The sequence below is a fragment of the Nocardia sp. NPDC006630 genome (genome assembly GCF_040611495.1).
Lineage (GTDB): Bacteria > Actinomycetota > Actinomycetes > Mycobacteriales > Mycobacteriaceae > Nocardia.
Genome location: NZ_JBEXOK010000010.1, coordinates 158987 through 178209 on the forward strand (window position 1 = coordinate 158987; position 19223 = coordinate 178209).

The 19223-nt window shown below is 66.2% G+C and carries 17 protein-coding genes and 1 pseudogene; 4 read left to right on the forward strand and 14 right to left on the reverse strand.

Going from position 1 to position 19223, the window contains the following annotated elements:
• Window positions 1-5: 5 nt before the first annotated feature.
• From ABZX86_RS29120 to ABZX86_RS29165, 10 genes are all read right to left on the reverse strand, one after another.
• Window positions 6-1178 carry a hydroxymethylglutaryl-CoA synthase gene (locus ABZX86_RS29120; protein ID WP_355127852.1) on the reverse strand — a complete coding sequence of 391 codons (1173 nt, stop codon included), beginning with the start codon at window positions 1176-1178 and terminating at the stop codon, window positions 6-8.
• On the reverse strand, window positions 1175-2233 hold the full coding sequence (locus ABZX86_RS29125) for a hydroxymethylglutaryl-CoA reductase (protein ID WP_355127853.1): 1059 nt from the start codon (window positions 2231-2233) through the stop codon (window positions 1175-1177). Before ABZX86_RS29125 ends, ABZX86_RS29120 begins: the two co-directional genes overlap by 4 nt.
• Window positions 2230-3324 (reverse strand): type 2 isopentenyl-diphosphate Delta-isomerase, encoded by a 1095-nt coding sequence (fni, locus tag ABZX86_RS29130; protein WP_355127854.1) that lies wholly within the window; start codon window positions 3322-3324, stop codon window positions 2230-2232. Before fni ends, ABZX86_RS29125 begins: the two co-directional genes overlap by 4 nt.
• Complete coding sequence (locus tag ABZX86_RS29135) at window positions 3321-4421, reverse strand: phosphomevalonate kinase (RefSeq protein ID WP_355127855.1); 1101 nt, start codon at window positions 4419-4421, stop codon at window positions 3321-3323. Before ABZX86_RS29135 ends, fni begins: the two co-directional genes overlap by 4 nt.
• Window positions 4418-5461, reverse strand: coding sequence for a diphosphomevalonate decarboxylase (mvaD, locus tag ABZX86_RS29140; protein WP_355127856.1), 1044 nt, complete (start codon window positions 5459-5461; stop codon window positions 4418-4420). Before mvaD ends, ABZX86_RS29135 begins: the two co-directional genes overlap by 4 nt.
• The gene (mvk, locus tag ABZX86_RS29145) at window positions 5458-6513 is read right to left on the reverse strand and encodes a mevalonate kinase (protein WP_355127857.1); all 1056 of its coding nucleotides are present in this window, start codon (window positions 6511-6513) and stop codon (window positions 5458-5460) included. The genes mvaD and mvk overlap by 4 nt, the downstream gene beginning before the upstream one ends.
• A 75-nt stretch (window positions 6514-6588) precedes the next feature.
• Entirely contained in the window at window positions 6589-7398 is an 810-nt protein-coding gene (locus ABZX86_RS29150; protein WP_355127858.1) for an isoprenylcysteine carboxylmethyltransferase family protein, read from the reverse strand.
• Window positions 7389-8330, reverse strand: coding sequence for a fatty acid desaturase (locus tag ABZX86_RS29155; protein ID WP_355127859.1), 942 nt, complete (start codon window positions 8328-8330; stop codon window positions 7389-7391). The genes ABZX86_RS29150 and ABZX86_RS29155 overlap by 10 nt, the downstream gene beginning before the upstream one ends.
• 127 nt (window positions 8331-8457) lie before the next feature.
• Window positions 8458-9720, reverse strand: coding sequence for a hypothetical protein (locus ABZX86_RS29160; protein WP_355127860.1), 1263 nt, complete (start codon window positions 9718-9720; stop codon window positions 8458-8460).
• Window positions 9717-10772 (reverse strand): polyprenyl synthetase family protein, encoded by a 1056-nt coding sequence (locus ABZX86_RS29165; protein ID WP_355127861.1) that lies wholly within the window; start codon window positions 10770-10772, stop codon window positions 9717-9719. The genes ABZX86_RS29160 and ABZX86_RS29165 overlap by 4 nt, the downstream gene beginning before the upstream one ends.
• Window positions 10773-11627: 855 nt before the next feature.
• Between ABZX86_RS29165 and ABZX86_RS29170 the strand changes: the two genes are divergently transcribed.
• A complete protein-coding gene (locus ABZX86_RS29170; protein ID WP_355127862.1) occupies window positions 11628-14720 on the forward strand; it encodes an MMPL family transporter in 3093 nt (1030 codons plus the stop codon).
• A gap of 18 nt (window positions 14721-14738) precedes the next feature.
• On the opposite strand, the pseudogene ABZX86_RS29175 reads toward ABZX86_RS29170, so the two are convergent.
• From ABZX86_RS29175 to ABZX86_RS29185, 3 genes and pseudogenes are all read right to left on the reverse strand, one after another.
• A pseudogene (locus ABZX86_RS29175) lies at window positions 14739-14966 on the reverse strand (WhiB family transcriptional regulator); the annotation flags it as partial.
• A 393-nt stretch (window positions 14967-15359) separates the two neighbouring features.
• Window positions 15360-15554, reverse strand: coding sequence for a ferredoxin (locus tag ABZX86_RS29180; RefSeq protein WP_355127863.1), 195 nt, complete (start codon window positions 15552-15554; stop codon window positions 15360-15362).
• 31 nt (window positions 15555-15585) lie between these two features.
• A complete protein-coding gene (locus ABZX86_RS29185; protein ID WP_355127864.1) occupies window positions 15586-16806 on the reverse strand; it encodes a cytochrome P450 in 1221 nt (406 codons plus the stop codon).
• A gap of 109 nt (window positions 16807-16915) precedes the next feature.
• On the opposite strand from ABZX86_RS29185, the gene ABZX86_RS29190 reads away from it, so the two are divergent.
• A complete protein-coding gene (locus ABZX86_RS29190) occupies window positions 16916-17542 on the forward strand; it encodes a TetR/AcrR family transcriptional regulator (protein ID WP_355127865.1) in 627 nt (208 codons plus the stop codon).
• Window positions 17539-18177, forward strand: coding sequence for a histone deacetylase (locus ABZX86_RS29195; protein ID WP_355127866.1), 639 nt, complete (start codon window positions 17539-17541; stop codon window positions 18175-18177). Before ABZX86_RS29190 ends, ABZX86_RS29195 begins: the two co-directional genes overlap by 4 nt.
• A gap of 13 nt (window positions 18178-18190) precedes the next feature.
• Here ABZX86_RS29195 and ABZX86_RS29200 read toward each other — a convergent pair whose 3' ends face one another.
• Window positions 18191-18715, reverse strand: coding sequence for a hypothetical protein (locus ABZX86_RS29200; protein WP_355127867.1), 525 nt, complete (start codon window positions 18713-18715; stop codon window positions 18191-18193).
• Window positions 18716-18955: 240 nt separating this feature from the next.
• Here ABZX86_RS29200 and ABZX86_RS29205 point away from each other — a divergent pair, with 240 nt between their 5' ends.
• Window positions 18956-19195, forward strand: a complete 240-nt coding sequence (locus tag ABZX86_RS29205; protein WP_355127868.1) for a hypothetical protein — start codon at window positions 18956-18958, stop codon at window positions 19193-19195.
• Window positions 19196-19223 lie beyond the last annotated feature (28 nt).

Here is a 19223-nt window from a genome sequence, read left to right on the forward strand (position 1 = left end):
GCCCCTCACCGGGATTCGTAGATGCGCTTGTGGCCGGAGAGGGCGGACAACCGGTATGGGCGGCTGGTCTCCTCGAGGGTGGGGTGGTACATGCCGTCGGTCGGCGAGTGCGCCTCGTGCAGTTCGCGATAGCGCTCGTAATCGAGCGTCTCCCGCGTGCTGATGGCCTGCCGATTGGCATCGGTGCGCAGATGCTCGGCGTATCCGGGTTGCACAGTGCCGCTGAAGAATTCGGCCACACTGCCGGATCCGTAGCTGATGAAGGCGAGCGCCCGGTCGGTCAGATCCCCCGCGTGATCGAGCAGCGACATCAGGCCGAGGTAGAGCGAGGCGGTGTAGCTGTTGCCCACCGTGCGGTTGTAGAGGGTGGTGTCCTTGATCGCGGCGTCGATCTCGGCCGCGTCCGCCGTGTGGCCCTGGCTTTCGAGCAGGTGGCGGTGCGCTTTGTAGGCCATTTTGGTGAAGGGCTGGTGATAGCAGAATGCGGCGAACTCGGTGAGCTCCCGGCCACCCCTGCGCCGGTAATCGGTCCACGCCTCCTGGGCGGCCTTCTGATAGGCGTTGACGGAGGTCTTGCCGTCGACCATGGCGGCGGTGCTGTAATTGGGCCGCCAGAAGTCCATGATGTCGGCGCTGTAGAGCCCGGACTGCGGATCCAGTTGCAGGATCGCCGGATTCGCGCTGACCAGCATGGCGACCGCGGCGGCGCCCTGCGTCGGCTCTCCCGGGGAATCGAGCTCGTACTTGGCGATATCGGTCGCGATGACCAGTACGCGCTGCGACGGATCGCGGGCAATGAGCCCGGCGGCGAACTGCAGCCCGGCCGTGCCGCCGTAGCAGGCCTGTTTGATTTCGACGACCCGGGCGGTATTGGGCAGGCCGATCAGCGAGTGCAGGTAGAGGCCCGCCGCCTTGGACTGGTCGACACCACTTTCGGTGGCCAGCAGCACCGTCCGGATATCGTCGGTGCCGTGCCGCGCCAAAATAGGCCGCGCGGCCGCCGCGGCAATGGTGACGATGTCCTCGTCGGCGGCGGCCACGCTCATCTTTTCCTGGCCGATACCGAGGTAGTACTTGTCCACGTCCACGCCGAGCCGTTCGGCGAGTACCGCGTGATCGAGGGCGTAGTGGGTGGTGGCGAACGAAAGGTCGTGTATCCCGACCGGCTGTGTGGTCATCGCTGTATTCCGTTGCTCGAGGTGGGCCGTTCGAATTGGGTGTGTGCGCGCATCAATTCACCGCGATTGGTCTGCGCCGCCATGAGCGAGAGTTCGCCGCACAGCACAGTGGCCGCGGCGAGGACGGCGAGCCGGCGGGCATTGCCGCCCGGCTCGCGTTCCGCCCGGCAGCCCAGGCGGGTCAGGTTCTCGTCGACGAAGCTCGCGTGTTTGCCGTTTCCGACCGTGCCGACGATGAGATTGGGCAGCGTGCACGAGAAATAGAGGTCGCCGCCGCGATCCTCGGCATGGGTGATGCCCTGGGATCCTTCGACGATATTCGCGGCGTCCTGCCCGGTGGCCAGATAGAACGCGAGCAGCATATTGGCGTAATGCGCATTGGCGGAACGGATTCCACCGGCCAGCAGCGTGCCGATCAGGTTCTTGCGGATATTCAGCTCGACGACCTGCCGGGCGGTGGTGTGCAGTCGGTTCTCCACGACATCCCGGGGTATGAGCAGTTCGGTGACAACGTTCTTGCCACGGCCCAGGATTCCGTTGACAGCGGTGGCCTTCTTGTCCGTGCAGTAGTTCCCGGAGATCGAGCCGTACCGCACGCCGGGCATCGTCTCGAGAATGTGGTCCATCAGATGGTCGCTGGCGAGCGTGGCCATATTGTGGCCCGAGGCGTCGCCGGTGGTGAATTCGAAGCGCAGGAACAGCAGGTTCCCGGTGATCTGGTGGTGCAGATCGATGAGTTCCGCGAATCGGCTGCTGCCCGCGACCACCGCCTGCAATTGGGTGAATTCGGCCTTGAGCCGGGTGACGGTGGTGTGCGCGGTGTACGCGTCATCGGCTTCGAGCAGGATCGAGCGGGTCATGCGCTCATCGATAAGTGTTGCCACCACGCCTTTTCCGGTCAGCGTGGTGATTCGCGCGCCGCGCCCGACCGAGGGCCACAGGGGCGTTTCGTAGGTCGCGAGCGGTACGTCCACGCTGTCGTCGACGATATTGCCGGTAATCCGCAGCGGTCCCACCCACTGCATCGGGACTGCCGCATAGGACATGTCGTTCATGGGTGACTCCTTGTCGAACTCTTCGATTCGCTCCACCAGGAGCTCCGGTGGGCATAGGAATCCACGTCGATACCGCGCAGCCCGCAGAATGTGGCCACGTCACCGGTGAGCAGCAGATCGCATCCGGCCAGATCCGCGGGTGTGCGGGAGCCGAGCACGGTCAGTAGTTGCCGCAGTTGCCCGAGCCAGGTACGGATCGTCTCGACCAGCGCCGCCTCATCGCGGCCGACCACTATCTCGAGGAAGGCCCCGGCGACGCCGGTCGCCTTCGCGCCCAGGGCCAATGCCCGCGCCATATCGATGGGCGAGCGAATGCCACCGGAGGCGGCGATATCGATGCCCGCGACGCCGGCGCAGTCCAGCAGGCAGTTCGGCGTGGACTGACCCCAGCTGTCGAGGAAGCCGAAATCCGCGGTGCTGCGCCGGTCGTTCTCGATGCGGGCGAAATTGGTGCCGCCCCGGCCGCCGACATCGGCGACCGCGACCCCGGCCTCGCGCAACCAGGTGACGGTCTGCCTGCTGAGACCGAATCCGACCTCCTTGACGATCACCGGAACGGGACTGTGCGCGACAATCTGCTCGATCTGGCGGGGCCAGGACCCGAAGGACCGGTCGCCCTCGGGCATGACGACCTCCTGCACCGCATTGAGATGGATCTGCAGGGCATCGGCCTCGAGCAGATCGATCGCACGATGCACCTGATCCACGGTGGCCGTGGCGTTCACATTCGCCATGACGAAGCCGTGCGGATTCTCCTGTCGCAGTACGCGATAGGTGCCGGCGACCTCGGGATCACGGAAATAGGCGCTCATCGATCCGGAGGCGATCGGAACCCCGGTCTCGCGGGCGGCGATGGCCAGCAGCCGGTTGATCTCTCCGGTCCGGGGGCTGCCTCCCGTCATTGCATTGACAAAAAGCGGTGTGTCCCAGCTTTTTCCGGCGAATTCGACGGCCAGCGAAACGTCCTGGCTGTCGATTCCCGCGAGCGCATGGTGCACGAAGGTCACCGAGTCGAAATCGCTGGCGCCGCTGTCCTGGCGGCGCTGACTCACGGCATGGCGCACATGGTCGTCCTTGCGGTCGGCAATCATCGACACTCCCCCTCGGATGGATGTGTCCGCAGCGGCAGCGGCCGGATACCCGCGGTGACCCAGCGGTCGGTGAGCTCGTGCAGGGCGGCGGAGCGGGTGCGGTCGAGGAGCGCGATACCGCAGTCACCACCGCCGGCGCCGGAGGGCTTGGCCGCGGCGCCGACCGCCTCCCCCGCCTCGCACAGCGCCTCCAGTAGCGGCGTCATGATGCCCAGCCCCGCAGTGGTGTCGAGGTCGATGAGAAGGTCTCGGGCGCAGCGGATCTCGTCACTGATGCCGATCGAGTTGCCGGATTCGAGGGCGGCGGTGAGTCGGTCGACGCATGCGTTGCTGTGCGACAGGAAGGCGGTGCGGTCGCTCAGCTGCCGGGAGCTCTTGCCCAGTCCTGCCACCAATGCCGGTGTGGATGCGGGTTTTCCGGTCCAGCCGACCTGCATGGTGAGCTCGGTCGGCGCGGGCAGCGGGTGCACCGCGAGTCCCGGCCACGGCGCACTCAGTGCGGCATCGACGCCGTTGTGCGCGAGCACCTCTGAGATCAGGGCGCGGTCGGGCGAGCGGTAGGAGATCCAGCCACCCCAGGTGCTGGCGGCGATATCGCCGCCGGAGGCCTTCGGATTGATCGATACGGTGGCCAGCATCGCCAATCGGTACCGGTCCATCGCGCTGAGCCCGAGCCCGTAGAACCGCCCCAGGGCCGCAACGGTCGCCACGGTCACGGCCGCGCTCGCGCCTAGGCCGAACTTCCTGCCGTCCGCGTCGCCGAGGCCGCTGCTGATATCGAGCCGGTAGGCACGCGCGGGGATTCCGCGCTCGACGAGCAACCGATCGAGCACCGAGACAGCCGCGAAGACGTATGCGAACGACGCGGGCACGGCGCCGTCGGCGGTCGCGGGGATCATGCGGTCGCCGACGCGTCGGCAGGATAGCGTCGCACCGCCGTCCAGATCCGAATGCAGCTGCGTATCAGCGTCTTTCGACTCGCTGACCATAGCCTCCGCGAAGCGATCGACCGCCGTGAGAACCGCCAGGTGACCCGGCTCGACCACGGCGTACTCACCGGCGATGAACAGCTTGCCCGGGGCGCGGGAGGTGATCATCGATCACCTCCCGAGACCAGCGTCGCGCCCGGTCCGAGATGCGCGGTGCGGGTATCGACGAAGTCGCCGACCGCACGCAGGGTCGCGGCCACCCGGTCCTCGTCGGCGCGGGCGCACAGGACTGTCACATTGGGTCCGGCATCGATTGTGGCGTAGGCGGCAATGCCGTCGGCGCGCAGAGCCAGTACCGCATCCAGCACCGCGATCGACTGCGGTGAGAGGTACCGGATCGGCGGCCTGGCCATGAGCATGCTGGCGTGCATGCCCAGGGCATTGCGCTCGGCGATCTCGCCGACCGCCGGAAGGTCCTGGCGTGCAATCGCTTTGCGCATCTCGTCGAGCGCGAGCGCCGAATCACCGGCCCATCCCGGGTAGAGCGGGGAGCTCGCGCAGGTGCGCCGCATGGCCTCGCGGCTCGAGACCGCCTTCTCCTGGTGATCGGTGACAGCGACGATCAGCGCCGGGTCCAGTGCCTCGCCGCCGATCGGTTCCGCGTACGAGCTCAGATCGCCTGCTTCGCCCTCGCCCTCCCCCGCATGCCAGACCACGAATCCCCCGAAAATGGATCGGGACGCCGAACCGGAACCGCGCCGGGCCAGCCGCGACAGTGCGCGGGAATCGGCCCCGAGCCCGTAGGCAGCCGCCGCCGCGCCGGCCAGTGCGGCGAAACCGCTTGCCGAGGAGGCCAGGCCCGCACCGGTCGGCCCGGTATTCGCGGAGACGACCAGGGCGTGCTCACTGCGGCCGGAGCGGGCGCGGATCAGATCCAGGAAACGCGCGACTCGGGCGTACGACGCTCCTGTCGCGGTGCTGCCATTGAGCTCGACCACGTCCGACGGCCCCTCGATCAGCCGCACGGTGGTGGTGGTCGGGTAGATGTCCAGCGTCATCGACAGGCTGCCCGTGACGGGAAGGGCAAGTGCTTCATCGCGTTTGCCCCAGTACTTGACCAGGGCGATATTCGGATGGGCGACCGCGATCGCCTCGCTGCCGATCTCGACGCGGGTGTCGACTTCCAGCTCTACAGGTGTGAATGTCATTGGCGGGTACCGCGTTCCGGTCTCGTATGGGAAGGGAATGGGTGCTGGCCAGAGGTGACGGGCACGATCCAGGTCTGCACGGCACCGGCCCGGCGCAGCGCCGCGCTCACCTCCGCAGCGGCACCGCCGATGTCGGTGAGCGCGAGAACGCAGCCGCCGAGTCCGGCGCCGGTGAGCTTGGCGCCGTGCGCTCCGGCGCCGACAGCGGCGGAGACGAGCGTGTCGATCTCCGGGGTGCTGACGCCCAGTTCGGCGAGCAGGTCCTGGAAGTCGAGAAGTGTTGCGCCCAAAGGCTGTACGCGCCCCGCCTCCAGGTCGTCGGCGGCGGACTCGACCAGCTCTGTCGCGCGATCGAGAATCCGCCCGGCATCGACGGGGTTGCGATCCAGTGTGCGGCGGACCGCGGCCACCGCATGCTGTGTGGCGCCGGGCATTCCGGTGTCGGCGAGCACCAGCACCGCGTCCAGGCCGACCTGCGCCGGGCGGGCCGCACCCTGCTGGAACCAGATCGGCCCGGACGCGAGCACGGCGCTGGCATCCACGCCGCTGGCCCGGCCGTGCGCGACCTGTTCACCGCACTGCACCAATTCGTAGAGGGTCTCGGCGTCGATACTCCTGCCGTAGAGCTCTGCGACCGCGCGCACCGCGGCGCCGGCGCACGCCGCGCTGGACCCCAGGCCACGCGCCGGCGGGATATCGCCGCAATCGAGAACGATCTCGACGACCTCCTCGGCAAGCCCCCACCTCCGCAATGCCTCGTCGACCGCGACACGTGGCCCGGACATCTCGGTGTCGGCGGTGAGCGGGTTGCCCGCCGTAAAGCGCAGTCCCGCAGGCGAATCGGTGGGCTGCGGTATTGTCACCGGCCGCCCCCGCCAGGCGATAGCGCTCACCGACAGGGCGGGAACGGGGAACGCGATAGCGGGCGTGCCGTGCACGACAGTGTGTTCGCCCAGCAGAATCGCCTTACTGTGGGCGCGCCCGGTTCCTCGGGCGATGCCCGTCCGGGCGGTGGTGCGGGTGCCGCGCTCGCGAACTCGATGACTGTTCACGTCGATTCCTCTCCTCACTCGGAAACGGTCGCCTGCGTGTTCCCTGATCGGGGAAAGTGCCAGGTAGCGGGGCTCTTACGACCGCCCACGAAGACGGGCCCGCGCGGCCGGGCTGAGCACCGCGGGAAAGAAGGCCGGAACCTCGGCGGCGTAGGCGCGATAGGCCGCACCGAAGCGAGCGATGAGATCACGCTCCTCCAGGAAGGTGCCGAGCAGGATGTACCCGGTGACCCCGAGCGCCCAGATCAGATGTCCCACAGTGAATGTGCTGGCGAACCAGAAGGAGATCAGCAGGCCGGTCATCAGCGGGTGCCGCACCAGCCGGTACGGTCCCTGCACCTGGAGCCGGTCGACCGTCGCATCGGGCACCCGGATCACGTACTGGCGGTAGGCCTGACTGATGCCGAGCAGGTGGAAGTGGTTCAGCAGGATGGTGGCGGCGTAGACCAGCACGAAGCCGAGCCAGAAACCGGCGTCCAAAACCGTTGCGGCCCAATCGTGTGCGGACCAGAGCTGCGCCGGAATCGGTTGCCAGCACAGGAAGATCGTCCACATCACCGCGCAGACCATGACGATGTACACGGTCCGCTCGAGGGCCTCCGGCACCCAGCGGGTGATGAAAGCCTTGAACGAGGGGCGTGCCATGCCCGAGTGCTGCAGGCCGAACAGCGCCAGCAGCAGCACATCGATGACGATCGAGGGCAGCGTCGCCAGGTGCGGTCCCTTGTCCACCGTCTTGGGCAGCCACCAGCCGCCGGCGAACAGCAGCATGATCGGCACGGTGATGCCGGCGAAACCGTATGCGGCGAAGGCGATCAGGAACGGGACGAGCCGAGAACGAGTCGTCAGCACGCCCCGTGCCTGTTCCTGGGTGATCAGATCCATGCGAACCACGGCAGGAAACGATTGCGGACGGTATCGGTCTCGAGCCGGGTCTCCAGCCGCGCCTTCCACTTGTTGCCGTAGCGCTCGTTGAGGAAGCCGCCGGGCACCGCCAGTCGCCATCCGGACTGGGCCACCATCCAGTAGGGAACGATGACGCCGGGATCGACCTTGCGCATGTAGTCGAGCTTGTCCGGGATCTGGCTCCAGTGGATGCCCGGGTAGCGGTGGTGCACGCTGTGGTAGCCCTGGTTGAAGATCAGGAAGTTGAGGATATTGCCCGCATTGTTCAGCGAGGTGCTGGGGTCGTCCTCGTATTCGCGCGCGGGGGCATGGCTGAGCCAGGCGAAGTAGCCGGCGTTGACCTGGGTGATGAAGAACGGGACCCAGTAGAAGAGCACGAACCGGTTGAAATCGACGAAGTACCAGGTGGTTCCGATGATCGCCACGTACATTGCGAGATCGAAGATGAACTGGTGGCGGGTCTTCCGGCGGCGGGGCGTGGGATCGGCGGCGAAAATCGTTCGCATCGTGTTGTATTTGACGATCGCGCCGTATCGGACCCAGTACCAGATGGCGGAGAGTCCGCGTTCGTATCCGACGGTGGTGGTGACGTCACCGGGGCCGTCGTTGAAGCGGTGATGATTGAGGACGTGCACCTCGCGCATCTCCGCCGCGGTCAGATTGCCCGGCAGCGAGCACAGAATGTCGACCGCCCGGTTCGGTCGATGCGAGACGAACAGCGGCCGATGGGTGTGCATATGCATCACACCGATGGTGAGCGAGAGATTCAGCAGCGACAGCAGGATGATCAGCGGCACCGCCAGGTACCAGTTCGTGGCGATCGGCACGAACAGGCCGATGGACAGGAACCCGAGCCACAGCGCGATGTGCAGCAGCGGGCCGACATTCGACGGGTATTCGAGCTTCAGCACCCTCTTGCTGAAAGGTATTGCCTCAGAGGCTGTTACGGGCGTTCCGGTGCGAGAGGGAGGCGTTGCGGTGCTCATCGCAGAGCTCCTTGGGTAGTGGTGTCGAGGGGGCGGGGTGTGCGAAGGGTGCTCACGGTCGGGCTCCTTGGGTCGAGGTGTCGAGAGCGGCGAGCTGAAGTGTCTTGGCGAGTGCGGCCATCGCGTCGGGGCGGTGCGCCGGCAACCGTTCCAGCGCACCGAAGGCCAGGTGATCGGCGATCATCATGGCGCGCACGTCCGGGTCCGGGAGTTTGCCGGTGAGCGGTTCGTCGGGCAGGGTCCGCACCAGCGCGAAGGTGGTGTCCACGATCAGCGGCACGATCGAGGACGACATCGCCCGGGCATCCCCCGAACTCAGCACATCCGTCGCCGGCCCCGGCTCGCCCTCGGGATCCGGAGATCCGTTGAGCACCAGGTGAATCGCCGCATCGGCGGAGTTCCGCACCCGCTCGAGCATCTTGTTCCAGTACGTGGCCGAACATGCCGCCAGGGCCGCCGCGCCGATCTGACGCCGGTAGGGCGCGGGCGCATCGACTGCGCGGCAGAGGAATCCGGCCGTGGTGATCGTCATGTACGCCATCGCGGCGCGCGCTCCCCGGCTCCTGGTGCGCGGGCCCATCCGGGCCAGCAGCGCGACACCGCCCAGCGCCGGGGTCAGCAGCCGCAGCATCACCATGCGGGTCAGTTCTTCGTCATCGGCGGCACCGTAGAGTGCCAATTCGCCGTCACGCAGGTCGTTGGCCGACTGTGCGATGACGCCGACACAGGCGGTCAGCTCACGCAGATCCGCCTCGGCGAAGGCGTCTTCGGCGGCCAGGGCACAGGCGTAGTGCGTGACTCGCCCGAGTACGCCCTCGCCGTAGGCGAAGCGGGGCAGCGGCGAATCGATATTGCGGGCCATGACGTCGCCGATGTCGACCAGCATGCGGCCGACGCGTTCGCGCCCGTCGCCGGGCAGCGCCGACAGCAGCGCCCGCACATCGGCAATGCGTTCGGCCAGCACCAGATCGACCGCTTCGCTGTCGCGGACGGTGACCGCGGGCAGCGGCGGTGGCGGGGTGTCGTCGCCGGCGAGGTACGCCGCCGCGGCGCGCACGGCACTGCTGGCCACCGCGCGGTCCATGAGGTCCTCGTACGCGTCGAGCACGCGGCAAGACAGCAGGGCGGCGGTGGCCTCGGCCCGCAGTCCGGGCGCGAGGAATCCGACTGCGATGCCCAGGTTTCGGCCTGCGGGGATCAGTGCCAGCCGAGCCAGTTCGTCCGGTGTGGGGGCCGCCCGCAGTGCGGCGATATCCGGTGCGCGGCGCAGGTGCCGCAGACCGTAGGCCAGGGTGCCGAGTCTGGTTCCGCTCATCGGGAGATCACCTGCTGCAACAGGTTTCGCAGATCGTCGTGCGCGGGTGAAGCGGGGAACACATCCAGCGCCTTGTCGGCCGCCTCGGTGGCCCGCACGGCGACCGCCCGGGCGACCTGGGTCGCGCCGCTGTCGATCAGATCGTCCTGCAGCGTGACGCTGGAAGTGTCTTCGGACAGCCACATTTCGCGAGCGCCGGGCCGGCTGGACAGCCACTCGATCACCGGCCAGGTCGGCACCCGGCGTTCCAGATCGCCGCCGGCATCCTTGCCCAGGGCCGGACCGCCCTCGATGTCCCGGACGTCGTCCATGATCTGGAAGGCGAGAGCGAGCTGATCGGCGTACTCCATCAGGGCGTGCAATCGCTCGATGTCGACGCCGCCTGCGGTACCGCCGTAGGAACACGAGAGCCGGAACAGGGTGCCGGTCTTCGCGCCGGCCACCAGTTCGTAGTGGCGGCGCAGCGCGGCGTCGTCGACCGAGGGCGGCAGAGTCTCGATGAGCTGACCGAACGACAGGTCCGAGAGCCGGTCGGCATAGGTGATGCCGGGAGCCTCACCGACCCGCTCGAATACCACCGGATTGTCGGCCAGCACCCGTGCAACCACCTGTAAAGCTATGCCCGCCAAGTGAAATCCGGCACGGGCGGCGGTGCGGACGCCGAAGGCCGCGGGGACCGACGGTGCATCTCGCCGCAGCAGCGAGCCGTCGCAGATATCGTCGTGCACGAGCGAGGACTCGTGGAACATCTCCATCGCGCAGGCCAGGTCGACAGCATCATCCACCGGCGCCGCGACGGCGCCCGGAAGCAAGCCGGAGCAGGCCAGCACCAGACGGGCGCGCACCCGCTTGCCGGGAGCCGCAAGCACGTGACGGTATACGGAGTCGAATTCCTCACCCGTGTACAGGATTTCGCGCAATCTGTGGGTGACCGAGGTCAGCTGGTCGACCGGCGAAGGAGCGTGCTGCTCGACTGGATCCGCCGAGAACTCTGGGCGCACAGCCAGGCCGACACTCTGGCGTAGTACGGACGGTAGCGCGGGGTTGTCCATGGCGCTGAACTCCTTTGGCATGGTCACGGTGGACGGTCGGGGGCAGCGGGCAGCCCCCTGCCCGTCGGGGCCGGGTCAATGGGAGGTGGTTGGCAGAAAGCCGACGACAGTGTCGGCGCCGCGAGGCCGATCCGGTTCGGCCCGGACGCCGCGAAAAGGGGTACTTCGCCGGACAGTGCCGTCGCCAATGACGCCACAGCTGCGATCGTTCGGATTACCGGATGGGCAATGAGTTCGGTAATAGCACTGGGGGACTGCATGTCTCGTATTCGCACATCGACTCGACACGAAATCGACAGCGGGAAAATGGAATTGGATTCACCGCAACTGGGTCGACACCATCGTCATAGCGAGCCACATTGCCCACGGCGCGTCAAATGCCTCAATACTGTTGTCCCCCAGCAATCTTTGGAAGTTACTGAAGGTAACAGGTACCGAAGAGATTACATCTGGACCCAGCATCCATGCCTCGCGAAGTGACGAGCGCCACTAAAACCGTAGGATAGCCCACGCACTGCTGAATCGCCTCGATATGGCATGGACCGGCGACGATAACGATTGCCGAGGGTGGCGGGTCGGATCGCGAGAGACGTTACCGCCGAGTACGTTTCGGGGTATCACGTCCGCACTGGACGGCCTCGGAAGCCCTCTCCCGGGGGCCGGAACACCCCCTTCGACTCCGCGTCCGAGCGGGGCGCATTCCCTGTCTGCGACGCACCGCACGCGCTACCGGCGATACCAAGCCCGCACGCGCCGAACGCCTTTCGAACAATGCAGCGCAGATTGCCTCCGTAGCGGAATTCTCGGCGCCTGTGCCTATGATCCTGGCAACGATGTGACGATAGGGGCTTCTGGATGCAGGCCGACCGACTCGACAAACTCGGTGCACTGGTCAAGCGATTCCGGTACGTGGTGGTGGCCATCTGGCTGCTGTCGGCCGGAATTCTGAATCTTGTGGTGCCGCAGCTGGAATCGACGGTTTTCGACAACTCCACGCCGATGATTCCGCAGGACACGCCTGCCTCTCGCATGCTGATCGAGATGGGTAAGCAGTTCGGGGAATCGAGCAGTTCGGGGATTGCCTACCTGATGCTGACCGGCGCCGAGCCGCTCGATGCGACCGATCGCGCCTACTGCGACAAGATCGTGGCCGCGCTGACCGCCGATCACGAGCACGTCGATTCGGTGATGGATCTGTGGGCCTCCCCCGCCACCGCCGGATCTGTCGTCAGCGCGGACAAGAAGTCCGTGTACACCCAGATCCGCCTGGTCGGCGATACCGGTACCACCCAGGCCACCCGCTCGATCGCCGCGGTGCGCGCCGCGGTGGCAGCTATCCCGCGGCCACCGGGTCTGCAGGCTGATATCACCGGTCCCGGACCGACATTCGCCGACGAGCTCGACGGCATTCACCATGCGCTGGCCATCATCACGCTGATGACCGTCGTGCTCATCTCACTGCTGCTCATGGCGACCTACCGGTCACTGTCCACCGTTTTCGTCGCGCTGCTCACCATCGGGCTGGCGCTGGCGACCGCGCGGCCGGTGGTGTCCCTGTTCGGCGCCCACGGCCTGCCTACCTCGATCTTCTCGGTGGCGCTGCTGTCGGCGATGATTCTCGGCGCGAGCACCGACTATGCGATCTTCCTGATCAGTCGCTATCACGAGGGTCGCCGGGAGGCGCTGTCCCCGCACGAGGCGTATCGGGTCGCCTACCGGCGGATCACGCCGATCATCCTGGCCTCCGGTCTCATCGTTGTCCTGACCTGTGCCACCATGACTTTCACGCGCATCGGGGTGTTCCGCACCATCGGCATCCCGTGTGCGATCGGTGTGCTGATCACGGTGGCCGCGGCGATCACCCTCACGCCGGCGCTATTGACGATCGCCGCCGATTGGGGTCTGGCCGAACCCGCTGCGCGGCCGACCGCGAATTACTGGCAACGGATGGCCGCCGCGGTCACCGGCCACCCCGTCCGCATGCTGGCCGCCTCGCTGGCCGTCACCGCCGCCCTCGCGGCGGTGCTGCCCACACTGGTCATCAGCTACGACGAACGCGCGACGCAGCCGTCCGGCACCCCCAGCAATCGCGGATATGCCGCTGCCGCAGCGCATTTCCCGGCCAATGAACTGCTGCCGATCTATGTGCTGATCCGCTCCGATCATGACATGCGGACCGCCCGGGACTACGCTGCGATCGAAACACTCTCCACCGAGATCACCCGACTACCCGGAGTTGCTGCCGTGCGGTCGATTTCGCGACCGCTCGGTGTCCCCATCCCGGAGGCCGCGGTCGACAAGCAGATCGGCACGGTGAGCAATCAGCTCGGCGCGGCGGCAACGCAACTCTCGGCCGCCCGGCCCGATGTGCAGCGGCTGTCGAGCGGTGTGGCGCAGCTGAACGACGGAGCACAGGCGCTGGCCGCCGGAATGGGCAGTCTCACAAGCGGTTCCGCGCAGGCCGGGCAGGGCGCCGCCCAACTTGTCGACGGCTCGCACACGCTCGCCGATGGCATCGATCAATTGGCCGGTGGCGCAGTGCAACTCAGCTCCGGGGCACAGCGCCTGCAAACGGGCAGCGCCGATCTCGCCAATCGGGTGGATCTCGCACTGGCCCCGGTTCAGGGGCCACTGTCCGCCATCGACGGCCTGCGGGCGATGGTGTCGGCCGATCCGCAGTGCGCGGCCACGCCGATGTGTGCCACCGCCCAGGCCGCACTGACGGCCTTCGACAGCAGCTCGGCGGGCAATGCCGTGAGCGAGCTGGCGCAGCTGCGTGCGGGCGTGCGGGCGCTGTCGGACGGCCAGGCACAGCTGGCGACCGGGATCACCCAGCTCGTTACCGGTCTGCAAACGGCACAGGCGGGTTCGACCGCGCTGGTCGACGGTCAGACTCGGCTGCAGCAGGGAATCGGTGCGCTCGGATCCGGTATCGGACAGGCCAAGACCGGCGCCGACGGACTCGCCGCCGGCACCGGTCAGCTGCACGACGGCGTCACGCAGGTGGCACAGGTATACGACCAGCTACCCGCGGGACTCGATCAAGCCGTCGGCTTCCTGAACGGCCTGGCGCAGAACCCGACCATCGCTCCGGCAGCGGGCGGATTCAACCTCCCCGACCTGGCGATGACGAACAAGGATCTGGCCACCGCCACCAAGATCTACCTGTCTCCGGACGGGCATGCCGCACGAATGATGGTGTTCGGCAAGGCGAATGCGTTCAGCGCCGAGGGCTTGGCGCTGACCCAGCAGGTGGCCGATGCCGCGCGCGCGGCGTCCGGCCGCACCTCACTCGCCGGCGCCAGCTTCGAGACCGGCGGTATGTCCCAGTCCTATGTCGATCTGCGAGCGATGGCCTTCCGAGATCTGGCGACCATCATCGCCGCGGCATCGATCCTGATCCTGCTGGTGCTGGCGGTGACGCTGCGCAGCCTGATCGCACCGCTGTACGTTTTCGGTACGGTGCTGCTGTCGTATCTCGCCGCGCTCGGGCTCAGTGTGCAGCTGTGGCAGCATATTCTGGGCAAGCCGCTGCACTGGGCGGTGCCGTCGATGGCCTTCATCGCCCTGACCGCCGTCGGCGCCGACTACAACCTGCTCCTGATGTCACGGGTCCGCGATGAGTTACGTGCCGCGCCCGACGCTGGCCTGCGCGCGGCCGTAGCCCGGGCGCTCAGCCGCACCGGCGGCGTAATCACTACGGCGGGAATCGTTTTCGCGATCACCATGTTCGCGCTGATGTTCTCCGACATCACCAATATCGCCCAGATCGGGTTCACTATCGCCACGGGGCTGCTGCTCGATACGCTCGTGGTGCGCACCGTCATGATCCCGGCGATGGCGGTACTGGCCGGACGGTGGAACTGGTGGCCGAGCCGTATGTCGCGCAAACCCGCCCAGCCGCGAACAGCCGACCCCACCTCGAAAGCCGATACCGTACTGACCTGATCGTCAGCCGCTCATCGTTCAACTCCCGCCGTCGGCGGTTCTTCCTCCACGCTGGAGCCGCTCGTACGCCGACATTCCGCCCCAGACGCCGAATCTCTCATCGTGGAGCAGGGCGTGATCGAGACACTCCGACCGCACCGCACAGGAATGGCACACCCGCTTGGCGGCGGTGCTCGAACTCCCTTTTTCGGGGAAGAAGGAATCAGGATCGGTCTGGGCGCAGAGCGCTCGCTCACGCCAAGACTCGGAATCGTCATTGCTGAAACATGCCTGGCCAACCCACTGCTGCTTCATATCTACGCCCTCAGTCAGACCATTACCGACATGGCTGGAATCGCTTGCAGGACATTCGGATATGCCGTGCCGCATGCCCCTCGGTGAGCTGAACCTACCGCGTAAGCTAATCGTCGGCAACCTGAGAATCACAGCAAAGACGTACCGATATCTGGCAGATTGCCATTGACAAACCCTGAGGGCAACAGCATTGCCCACGGAGCCGAATCGGAATCATCCTGGGAATCCGCCGATTCCAGTACACACAAACAATCTGCGGCAGCAAAGAACACGCACACCCGCAGACCCCTTGCGGTCAGGGCTAGATGGCCGGGTAGTCCCCGAGGACGCACACGGCACTGGGTGCTACTCGGTGAGAGCGATGGCGCCGGATGGGCAAATGTTGAGCGCTTCGCGGACGGCGGGCTGGGTGTTGTTGTCCGGGTAGGCCTCTCGGACTATGACGAGGCCTTCATCGTCGTCCTGATCGAAGACGGCGGACGCTGTCAGCGCACACAGGCCGGCGCCGATGCAGATGTTCCGGTCGGCAGTCACTCGCATGCGTACTCCTTTCCGATCGGAGGCACACCGGTCACCAGGTGACTGGGAGTTCGTTGACACCCTGGATCGTGGTGCCGGGCCGCAGCGTCAGTCGATCCACCGGAACCGCCAGCCGCAGTGTCGGAATGCGATCGAACAGTGCAGCGAGGATGATCTCGAGTTCCAGGCGGGCCAGGTTCTGGCCGAGACACTGGTGGACGCCGTAGCCGAACGCGATGTGATGGCGGGCCGATCGGTGGACATCGAAGATGTCCGGCTCCGCGAAGACCGCACTATCGCGATTGGCGATGGAGTTGCTGACGATCACGCCGTCACCGGCTTTGATCACCTGGCCGTCGATCTCTATGTCGGCCTTCGCTATTCGGCCGGTCGCGATGTCGGCGATGGCGAGATAGCGCAGCAGTTCCTCGACGGCGCCCGGGATGAGACCGGGGTCGGCGCGCAGGGCGGCGTGCTGATCCGGATGCTCGAGCAGGGTGATCACCGACAGGGAGGTCATCGAGGCAGTCGTCTCATGTCCGGCGACGAGTAATAGGACCGCGGTCGCGACCAGTTCCTCGCGATCGATCTCGCCGTGGGCCAGTTGGTCGGCGACCAGGCTGCCCAGCAGACCGGGCCGCGGTGTGGTCTGCAACGTGGTGATCAGGCCATCCAAATAGGCGGAGAGGTCATCTCGCGCGGCGGTCGCATCGGCGGCGGTCGTCGCCTGCAACAGCTGTCGGCTCGCGTCCTGGAAGATCTCGTGATCCTCGTACGGCACACCGAGCAGCCGGCAGATCACCAGGGACGGGACCGGCAGTGCGAACTGGCTGACCAGATCGGCCGGTGGGCCGGCGGCGAGCATATCGTCGATGCAGCCGTGCACGATCTGCTCGATATCGGCCCGCATGCCCTTGACGCGCTTGACGGTGAACTCGCTGATCAGCATCCGCCGCTTGGGGCCGTGTTCGGGCGGGTCGAGACTGATGAAACCTGGTCTCCGGTCCCGGAAGCTGAGCACGCGCGCCGAGGTGGCGGGGAAATCGAGGTGGGCCCGATCGGAGGACAGGCGGGGATCGGCCAGCAGCGTGCGGGCCGTTTCGTGTTTGGTGACCACCCAGGCCGAACGGCCGTCGTAGAGAGTCACTTTCCGCAGCGAGCTCGCTTCGTCGCGGAGCCGGGAGTACTGGGCGGGGAGCTGATACGGGCAGGTGCGGTCGCTCGGAAATGCGGGGGCATCCTGGGCCTGAAGTGGCACAACAGTCTCGGTCATAGGTTCCCTCAAGATCATAAGATACTATCGGTACTCTATTTCTCACGTTAAAGCCTCAACCGAGGGAACGCAACGTTCTCTCGATCAGTCCGCAGGAGTCGCGCCGGCAGTGAACCTCGAGCAATCCGTCGAGACGACACTCGACCATCGCAAGGGACCGCGCCGCCGTGGTGCGGAACTCGAGCGCGCCATTCTGATGGCCACGCTGGAGGAATTGGCGGAACGGGGATACTCCGCGCTGACCATGGAACGGGTCGCGATCCGGGCGCGCACCAGCAAGGCCGTTCTCTATCGCCGCTGGTCCGGGCGCGCCGAGCTGGTTATGGACGCGTACAAGGGGATTGGCATCTCCGATGCCGATGTCCCCGATACCGGCTCGCTGCGCGAGGATGTGATCTCCCTGCTGCGCCAGATATCCGCGAAGATGACCACGCCTTTCGGCGGCCTGCTGCGTGGCCTGATCGCCGAGATGAACCGCGATCCCGAGTTCGGGCGGCTCATCAGGGAACGCGTGCACGGTGCCGGGCCCGCGACGATCCGAATGCTGTTGCAGCGTGCCGTGGAACGCGGTGAGGTCGACCGCTCGACCCTGGACTCCCGGCGGGCCATGGTGGCAATAGACCTGTTGCGCAACGAGTTCCTGATGTTCGGGACTCCGATCGATGACGCGGTCATCATCGATATCGTCGATCAGGTGTATCTGCCGCTGGTGCTACGTCCCGATCGCGCACGATGACGCATGTCTGGTACTGCGCGTACGGCTCCAACCTGCACGCTCGCAGGCTGGCGTACTACGCCGAGGGCGGCACTCCCCCGGGCACGACGCACACCTATCCCGGATTCCGTGACCGCACACCACCATTGAAGACCACTCCCCTCGCACTGCCGGGGACCGTCTACTTCGCCTGGCAGAGTCTCGTCTGGACCGGGGGTGTGGCGTTCTATGCCGATCGGCCCGAACCCGGCTGGCCGCGCGGCGCGGCGGCACGCGGCTACCTGCTGACTCGGCAGCAGTTCAGCGATCTCCTCACCCAGGAGATGCATCGAATTCCCGGCCGGACAACCGATTTCGACATCGACGCAGTACTCGACACCAGCCGGGTGCAGTTCGGGCCGGGCCGGTACGAGACCGTTGTCCACGTCGATGATCTCGAGGGGTTTCCTGTTCTGACCTTTACCTCTCCCTGGGATCCCGCGACCGTTGTGTTGCAGAAACCCTCCGCGCGGTATCTCGGGATGCTGGCCGCGGGTCTGCGTGAATCGCACGGTTGGGGGCATGCCCGAATATTCGGTTACCTGTCCGAACTGCCTGGCGTTCAGGGGTATTGGGAGCCCTCGGAGCTGTACGGACTCGCCGGGCCACCCGCGTAAGCGACTCTCGTGATCAACTCCAGCGAACCTTCGCCTTGTGATCGCCGCTCGAGACCAGTTCGATCTTCGTCGGCCGGCCGGTACCCGGGTCGGCGAGGAAAATCATGCAGTCCTCCAGCGTCTGACCGGGTGCGGTCTGCGCCCAACTGCCCTGGTCGGTGCACTTGTCGAACTTATGCAACTTGGGATCGAGTGGACTGCTGAAGTCCAGGGCGGATTGCACCGACAGGTGTGTCAGCTGCTTGTCGCCGTCATATGCGGCATAGTCACCGTCCTCGCGCAGGTCGCCGGTCTTCTTCACGACCGCGTAGTGCACGTAATACGGCGTCTGCCCCGCGTATTTCGAGGCGTTCTCCAGGCTGGCGAGATCGGCGTTGCTCCCGGCGTCGATTCGCGTGACGCTCACGCCGATCGTGCCGCCCTTGAGAGCCGAAACATCGGTACTCTCACCGAATTTCAACTCCTTGACGCCGTCCGAACACCCCGACACGACGATCACAGCGGCCAGCACCGCCACGCCAAATCCGATGCGCTTCATAGTTTTCCCCCTCGATCCCCTGATTTCCGCCATCACACCCCATGAAGTCGGCCTGACGCAAATTGCCGTGCAGCACCACCAGCGGCGGCCCCTCGCCGAGCGTATGAAAGACGATGCGCGGCTACCAACCAGGCAACGACGATCGACCGGAACCCCACCGCAGGCCCCCGAAATTCGCGGCATCCCTCCGAGTCAGCCCCCTCCTAGAGTGCTACGAAGCACGACTTCGAGGAGACAACAATGAATTCGATTCTGCGACCGAAACTCCCCCACCTCCTGGCCGCCTGCCTGATCTCCGGCGCACTAGCCGCCGGCACCGCCCAAGCCGCCCCCGCCACCCCCAGCCCAACCACCTCCATAGCCGATTCCGGTTCAGCGTCAACAGGTTCGATCAATTCCTCCGAACTGGCCACCCTCCGAGTGATCGTCCTGTGCGGCCTAGGCCTCATGTCCGGCCAATCCTGCAACCTGATGCCATAACCCCCCGCACAACCCATACCGCCGATCA